The sequence below is a fragment of the Intrasporangium chromatireducens Q5-1 genome, from assembly GCF_000576575.1.
Classification (GTDB): Bacteria; Actinomycetota; Actinomycetes; order Actinomycetales; family Dermatophilaceae; genus Intrasporangium_A; species Intrasporangium_A chromatireducens.
The window spans coordinates 1-6,767 of record NZ_AWQS01000203.1 but is presented as its reverse complement, the minus strand read 5'-3'; the positions used below and the strand labels follow the sequence as shown (position 1 = coordinate 6,767).

Sequence of the window (6,767 nt, the reverse complement as noted above, 5' to 3'; positions counted from 1 at the left end):
CGAATCGCTTTGTCCAGCAAAGCGATTCGGCCCTTTCGCTGTCCTGGAGCGAGGGCTCGACCCTGTCTCCGGGCGCCAGTTCGGGCGCCCCACGGCCCGCAAACTCGTTGCGACACAACGAAAAACACGGTTCAAGGTGGTGGACCTGAGCGTTTGATGCCTTTACCGTCAGAGGGAGCCGGATCCTTCCGGACCCACTCGTCGGGTCGCCCGACACCGATATTCCTCTGGAGGGGAAGACGTGAACAAGGCAGAACTGATCGACGCCCTCGAGGCGAAGCTCGGAAGCAAGAAGGTTGCCTCCGACGCCCTCGAGAGCTTCCTCGACATCGTGATCCGCGAGGTCCAGAAGGGCGGCAAGGTCGGCATCACGGGCTTCGGCACCTTCGAGCGCGCGGACCGCGGCGCCCGGACCGGCCGCAACCCGAAGACCGGCGAGACGGTCAAGATCAAGAAGACCCGAGTGCCGAAGTTCCGGGCTGGGACCAACTTCAAGGAGGTCGTGGCGGGGCGCAAGAAGCTCGCCAAGGGCGTGCTGGCGGCGTCGCGCGCGTCCGCCTCGAGCGTCTCCGAGGCAGCCCCGGTCACGAAGAAGGCGGCCGCGGGCAAGAAGGCCGCCGCGACGAAGAAGGCGGCGACCAGCAAGACCGCTGCCGCGGCGACGACCAGGGCGGCGACGGCCAAGACCGCGAAGACCGCCACGACGGCCAAGACGGCCGCGACCAAGGCGACGACCGCTCGTGGCGCGAAGCAGGCGGCTGCCACGAAGGCCGCGCCCGCCAAGGCGACCAGCCGCACCACGGCGGCTCGCCAGACCGCCGCCAAGACCGCCACGAAGAAGGCGGCCGGCACCGCGAAGACCGCGACGAAGAAGGCCACGGCGCAGAAGGCCACGACTCGCAAGACCGCGGCGAAGCGCTGAGCAGACCACGGGGGTGGGGGTCGGCCGCCTGGCCGGCCCCCACGTCCATGTCAGCGAATCGGCTGGCCGCCGCCGACGCCGACGATGCGCAGGGCCGTGACCCTGTCGTCGGCCACCTCGACGGTGAGGCGTTGGCCGGGGCGCAGCAGCCGAAGGCCGCTGGCACCGAACGCCGCTGCGTCGAAGGGCAGCTCGACCCCGTCGTCGCGCAGGACGCTGCCGGTGTGGGTGGCCGGGTCGAAGCGATGGACGGTGGCCTGCATGGGGCCAACCTAGCCGTCGAGGGCCGAGGAGCGCTCGGCTCCGGCCAGCTGCAGGGCGGCGCTCGTGGCTGGGCCCACTCCGAGCTGGACGGCTGCAGCGAGGGACCCGGGGTCGTCGACGTCGCGGCGCAGCCGTGGCAGGTCGAGCTCGAGACGGCGGGCGCCCTGCGCGGCATGGGCGTCCGCGCTGCCGGGGCCGAACCGGGGCACGAAGGAGCGGCCGGCTCGCAGGACGGTGCCCGATCCGTCCAGGTCGGGGACGAACCACTCCGCGCCGTCGCCACCGGCGTCGAGGGCCGCGACGAGGTCGACACCGGTGAGACTGGGCAGGTCACCGAGCAGAACCGCCCGCGGCGAGCCCAGCGGCACGCGGTCGAGGCCGGCGGCGATGGCGGCATTGAGCCCGGTGCCCGGGTCGCCCACGACATGGACACCGCGCGCGAGCCACCGGCTGGCGAGCCCCTCGTCGGAGGTCACCAGCCATACCTGGCCCGGGCCCACCGCTTGGGTCACGGCGGCGAGCGTGTCCTCGGCGATGGCGCGACTCAGGCGAGTGCGCTCGACGCCGGCGGGAGCGAGCCGGGACTTGCCGAGGCGGGTGTCCTTGATGGGCACGACGACGTGCCAGCACTGTCTCGGAGCCGAGTGGTTCGCCGTCGCCATGGTCCGAGAATTCTCGCACTCGCCGGTGCCAGCCTCGACAGCCCGGCCGCCGGTGGACAGACTGAAGCCCACACTCGCCCACACGGGCGCCCTACCGAGGAGGTCCATTCGTGACCGCAGCACGCGCCAGGCTGCCGCTGTCCTACCGCTGCATCGCGTGGATCCTGCGCCCCATTCTCATGCGCGTCACGAAGCGCGACTGGCGGGGGATGGAGCACATCCCCGCCGAGGGCGGCTTCGTCGTCTCCCCCAACCACATCTCCTACGTGGACCCGATCGTCTTCGCGCACTTCATGTACGACGCGGGCCGGCCGACCTACTTCCTCGGCAAGGACAGCCTGTTCCACATCCCCGTCGTCGGCTGGGCGCTGCGCAAGGCCGGCCAGATCCCGGTGTACCGCAACTCGCTCAAGGCCGCCCACGCCTACCGCGCCGCCGTCGACGCGGTGCGCGAGGGCAAGGCCGTCGGCATCTTCCCCGAGGGCACCATCACCCGCGACCCCGACCTCTGGCCGATGCGCGGCAAGACCGGCGCCGCCCGCGTCGCCCTCGAGACTCGGTGCCCCCTCATTCCGGTGGCCCAGTGGGGCGCGCAGGAGATCCTCTCGCCGTACGGCCATCGTCCCAAGCTCTTTCCTCGCCGCACCATGTCGATGGTCGCGGGGCCACCCGTGGACCTGTCCGACCTCTACGACCGACCCATCGACACGGGGACGTTGCGGATCGCGACCGACCGGCTCATGGACCACATCACGGCGCTGCTCGAGCAGATCCGCGGTGCGCACGCGGAGCATGAACGCTTCGACCCCCGCAAGCACGGTGTGGCGGAGGTCGGTGACCCGTTGAAGCACGTGGACCTCGGGCGACCGGAGCCCCGGGACGGCACGACCGGAGGATCCGGCAGATGACCCACGTCGCGGTGATGGGGGCGGGCAACTGGGGCACGGCCTTCGCCGGGATCATGGCTGACGCCGGTGCGACGGTGCGCATGTGGTCGCGGCGCCAGGAGATCGCCGACCAGATCAACGAGGGCTGCAACCTGGAGTACCTGCCCGACCTGCGGCTGCCCGACATGATTCGGGCGACGACCGACCCGGAGCAGGCCTGTGCCGACGCCGACATCGTCGTGCTGGCCGTCCCCTCGCAGACGCTGCGGACCAACCTCGAGACGTGGGGCTCGGCGATGCCGGCCGATGCGCCCGTCATCTCGCTCATGAAGGGTGTCGAGCTCGGCACCACGAAGCGGATGAGCGAGGTCATCGCCGAGGTCGGCGGGGTCGAGCAGGAGCGGATCGTCATCGTCTCCGGCCCCAACCTCGCCCCCGAGATCGCCCTGCACCAGCCAGCGGCGAGTGTCGTGGCCTGCGCGGACATGGCCACCGCCGAGCACGTGGCGGCGGCGGTCGCCACGCGCTACTTCCGGCCCTACACCGACACCGACGTGGTCGGCGCAGAGGTGTGTGGCGCGACGAAGAACGTCATCGCCCTCGCGGTCGGGATGGCCGAGGGCATGGGGTTCGGCGACAACACCAAGGCGACCATCATCACGCGCGGCCTGGCCGAGACGACCCGGCTGGGGATGGCCCTCGGCGCGCACCCGCAGACGTTCCTCGGCCTCGCGGGCGTCGGCGACCTCATCGCGACCTGCATGTCACCGCTGTCCCGCAACCACAGCTTCGGGGTGCGGCTCGGCCGCGGCATGACGGTCGACGAGGCCACGGCGCAGCTGCGGCAGACGGCCGAGGGGGTCAAGTCGTGTCAGTCGATCCTCGCGCTCGGCGAGCACCACGAGGTCGAGCTGCCGATCGTCGAGCAGGTCGTCGCGGTGGTCCGGGACGGGCTGCCGGTGACCGAGGTGGGCCCCAAGCTGATGGCCCGTGACCTCAAGGCGGAGAAGCAGGGTACGCCGTTGCCGAACTAGCGCCGGCGCCGCCCTCAGCGGGGCGCCAGGAGAAGGCACCCAGTGGCCGGCAGGGGCGGGCCGCTAGGCGAGAGCGGCCTTGAGCGCCGCGTCGAGGTCAGCCCAGAGGTCCTCCACGTGCTCGATGCCGACCGAGAGCCGGATCAGGTTGTCGGGCACCGTCTCGGGCTCGGACGGCTGGCGGCGGCGCCGCTCGAGCTGGGACTCGACTCCGCCGAGGCTCGTCGAGTGGAACCAGACTCGGGTGGCGGCGCAGACCCGTTCGGCGACCTGGGCGTCGCCGGCGACGTCGATCGAGAGCATCGCCCCGGAGCCGGGGTAGCGCACGCGAGCGACGGCCGGGTGGTCCTCGAGGCGGCCGGCCAGCTCGGCCGCGGAGGCGCAGGCGCGCTCGAACCGGAGGGCCAGGGTGCGCAGGCCGCGCAGGGCGAGGAAGACCTCCATCGGGCCCGCGATCGCCCCGTGGAGGGTGCGGTGCCGGTGCAGGCGCATCCCCAGCCCGCGCCCGCGCTCGGTGTCCGCGACGACCGTCGCGCCGAGGATGACGTCGGAGTGGCCGGCGAGGTACTTCGTCACCGAGTGGACGACGACGTCGGCGCCGAGCTCGAGGGGCCGGCAGAGGATCGGGGTCGGCATCGTGTTGTCCACGACGCTCGTGACACCGAGGTCGCGGGCCCGGGCCAGGATCGGCTCGAGGGCGATCACGTCCATGAGGGGGTTCGTCGGCGACTCGAGCCAGACCAGGTCGGCGCCCGGCAGCGCCTCGAGGAAGGCCGCGGTGTCGCTCGCGTGGCACCGCACGACGGTCGCGCCGGCGGACTCCAGCTCACGCAGCAGGTCGCCGGTCCCGTTGTAGGTCGTGTCCGGGACGAGGACCGTGCCGCCGGACGGTACGAGCGAGAGCGCCGCCGCGATCGCGCCCATGCCGGACGCGTGGATCAGCGCCTGACCTCCCTCCAGCTCGCCGAGCGCAGTCTCGAAGGCCGACCAGGTCGGGTTCCCGGACCGGGCGTACCGTGTCCGTCACGTCCCTCAGGTTAGGAGTGGGGCGCCGACCCCGGGATAGAGTCTCGTCTGATGACCACGGACCAGCCCACGACGCCCTCGTCAGCCTCCCGACCGCGTGTCGCCATCGTCTTCGGGGGACGTTCGTCCGAGCACGCCGTCTCGTGCGCGACAGCGGCCGGCGTGCTGCGCGCCATCGACCGCGACCGTTACGACGTCGTGCCGATCGGCATCGCGCCGACGGGCGAGTGGGTCCTCGTCGCCGACGAGCCGGACCGTCTCGAGCTCACCACGACGAGCACCCCTCAGGTCGAGGCGACCAAGACGCGCGTCATGCTGCCGCTCGGCGTCGAGGACCATGCCCTGCGGGTCCTCGAGCCGGGGGAGCCGCCGCATGAGCTCGGCGACGTCGATGTCGTCTTCCCCCTGCTGCACGGGCCGTTCGGCGAGGACGGCACGATCCAGGGCTTCTTCGAGCTGACCGACGTGCGCTACGTCGGCTCCGGCGTCTTCGCATCGGCCGCCGGTATGGACAAGCACTTCATGAAGGTCCTCTTCGCCGGCCACGGGCTGCCGGTCGGGCCCTACGCCGTCATCACGGACCGCGCGTGGCGCACCGACCGGGCCGCCGCCATGGACGCCTGCGACGGCCTGAGCTACCCGCTCTTCGTCAAGCCGGCCCGCGCCGGCTCGAGCATGGGCATCACTCGGGTCGTGGACCGGGCGGACCTCGAGGCGGCGATCGAGACGGCGCGCCAGCACGACCCCAAGGTGATCGTCGAGTCCGGCATCTCCGGCCGCGAGATCGAGTGCGCCGTCCTCGAGGGGCACGGCACCGACGCGCCCCGCACCTCAGAGGTCGCGGAGGTCGCGGTGCACGCCAACCACGCCTTCTACGACTTCGAGGCGAAGTACCTCGCGGAGGCCGACGTCGACCTCAGCTGCCCGGCCGACGTGCCCCGGGCCGTGTCGGACGAGGTCCGCCGCCTCGCCGCGGCCGCCTTCGAGTCGCTCGGTTGCGAGGGGCTGGCGCGCGTCGACTGCTTCTACACCGACGACGGCCGGGTGCTCATCAACGAGATAAACACGATGCCGGGCTTCACACCCCACTCGATGTATCCCCGCATGTGGGCCGCGACCGGGATCGACTACCCCCAGCTGATCGACGAGCTGATCTCCCTCGCGCTCGAACGGCGCACCGGCCTGCGCTGACGCGTCGAGGGGTATGCCGCTCAGCCGGCTGCTCAGGAGCAGTGCCGTCCGTTGGTGGGCAGCTCCCGGGCGGCGGGTCCGAAGGCGGGCAGCTGCAGGGGCGCCGGTCCGTAGCTCTTCGGGACGAGGACCTCGATGGCGGGGTCGGTGCCGTACGTCGTGGCAGCCGAGCCGTCGCTGAGCGACCGGACCACCCAGTCGACGCCGTCCACGGTGACGCACTCGAGGGTGGTGGGCCCGAGGGGCGGGAGGCCGCACCGGGCGATGATCGCCGGGTCGCCCCAAGCGGCGACGGCTGCGGAGTCCGACGTCGTCGCGACGTGCTGGGCGTCGCCGACCTTGCCCGGCCAGGGGACGGAGCGGCAGGCCGGACTCTCGGCGAAGGGCGCCGGCGAGACCTCGACGGCCGACGAGCAGCCGGCGACGACACAGAGCACGACGGCGGCGCCGAGCGCCCCCGCCGTGCTGCCTCGAGGAGTGGAGCGACTGCTCAGACGTGGACCACCGTGCACGTCAGGGTCCGGGTGATGCCCTGAACCTCCTGGAGGCGGGCGATGACGAGTCGGCCGAGGTCGTCGACGTTGGGCGCCTCGACCCGCGCGATGACGTCATACGGACCGGTCACGTCCTCGGCGAGCGCGACGCCGGAGATCGCCCGGATCTCCTCGGCGACGGTCGCGGCGCGGCCGACCTCGGTCTGGATCAGGATGTAGGCCTGGACCACGGGTCACCTCTTCTTCATGGCTGACGGTCGGCGACCGACCGGACGCGGGCGACCGGC

8 protein-coding genes and 1 pseudogene are annotated in these 6,767 nt (G+C 72.0%); 4 read left to right on the top strand and 5 right to left on the bottom strand.

Annotated elements, in window-relative coordinates:
• The first annotated feature begins 241 nt into the window (after nucleotides 1-241).
• Entirely contained in the window at nucleotides 242-922 is a 681-nt protein-coding gene (locus N864_RS17415) for an HU family DNA-binding protein (RefSeq protein ID WP_034719866.1), read from the top strand.
• A 50-nt stretch (nucleotides 923-972) separates the two neighbouring features.
• Here the strand turns inward: N864_RS17415 and N864_RS25735 are convergent, their stop codons facing one another.
• Both N864_RS25735 and cofC read right to left on the bottom strand, forming a co-directional pair.
• Nucleotides 973-1,185: a hypothetical protein gene (locus N864_RS25735; protein WP_034719864.1), complete on the bottom strand. Its 213-nt coding sequence runs from the start codon at nucleotides 1,183-1,185 to the stop codon at nucleotides 973-975.
• A gap of 9 nt (nucleotides 1,186-1,194) precedes the next feature.
• Nucleotides 1,195-1,848, bottom strand: a complete 654-nt coding sequence (gene cofC / locus N864_RS17405) for a 2-phospho-L-lactate guanylyltransferase (RefSeq protein WP_162164543.1) — start codon at nucleotides 1,846-1,848, stop codon at nucleotides 1,195-1,197.
• Between the two features lie 110 nt (nucleotides 1,849-1,958).
• Between cofC and N864_RS17400 the strand changes: the two genes are divergently transcribed.
• Entirely contained in the window at nucleotides 1,959-2,756 is a 798-nt protein-coding gene (locus N864_RS17400) for a lysophospholipid acyltransferase family protein (protein ID WP_034719860.1), read from the top strand.
• Nucleotides 2,753-3,769: an NAD(P)H-dependent glycerol-3-phosphate dehydrogenase gene (locus N864_RS17395; protein WP_034719858.1), complete on the top strand. Its 1,017-nt coding sequence runs from the start codon at nucleotides 2,753-2,755 to the stop codon at nucleotides 3,767-3,769. The genes N864_RS17400 and N864_RS17395 overlap by 4 nt, the downstream gene beginning before the upstream one ends.
• Nucleotides 3,770-3,832: 63 nt before the next feature.
• On the opposite strand, the pseudogene N864_RS17390 reads toward N864_RS17395, so the two are convergent.
• Nucleotides 3,833-4,783 (bottom strand): annotated as a pseudogene (locus N864_RS17390) (trans-sulfuration enzyme family protein); the annotation flags it as partial.
• A 63-nt stretch (nucleotides 4,784-4,846) separates the two neighbouring features.
• On the opposite strand from N864_RS17390, the gene N864_RS17385 reads away from it, so the two are divergent.
• Nucleotides 4,847-5,986 carry a D-alanine--D-alanine ligase family protein gene (locus N864_RS17385; protein ID WP_034719856.1) on the top strand — a complete coding sequence of 380 codons (1,140 nt, stop codon included), beginning with the start codon at nucleotides 4,847-4,849 and terminating at the stop codon, nucleotides 5,984-5,986.
• A 32-nt stretch (nucleotides 5,987-6,018) separates the two neighbouring features.
• On the opposite strand, the gene N864_RS17380 is transcribed toward N864_RS17385, so the two are convergent.
• Nucleotides 6,019-6,498, bottom strand: a complete 480-nt coding sequence (locus N864_RS17380) for a DUF3515 family protein (RefSeq protein ID WP_240474379.1) — start codon at nucleotides 6,496-6,498, stop codon at nucleotides 6,019-6,021.
• Nucleotides 6,477-6,710, bottom strand: a complete 234-nt coding sequence (locus tag N864_RS17375) for an Lrp/AsnC family transcriptional regulator (protein WP_034719854.1) — start codon at nucleotides 6,708-6,710, stop codon at nucleotides 6,477-6,479. Before N864_RS17375 ends, N864_RS17380 begins: the two co-directional genes overlap by 22 nt.
• Between the last annotated feature and the right edge of the window lie 57 nt (nucleotides 6,711-6,767).

Bases quoted from the DNA above. Each gene is read 5' to 3' on its own strand.
- N864_RS25735 (WP_034719864.1), bottom strand. From the start codon at position 1,185: ATGCAGGCCACCGTCCATCGCTTCGACCCGGCCACCCACACCGGCAGC.
- cofC (WP_162164543.1), bottom strand. From the start codon at position 1,848: ATGGCGACGGCGAACCACTCGGCTCCGAGACAGTGCTGGCACGTCGTC.
- N864_RS17395 (WP_034719858.1), top strand. From the start codon at position 2,753: ATGACCCACGTCGCGGTGATGGGGGCGGGCAACTGGGGCACGGCCTTC.
- N864_RS17385 (WP_034719856.1), top strand. From the start codon at position 4,847: ATGACCACGGACCAGCCCACGACGCCCTCGTCAGCCTCCCGACCGCGT.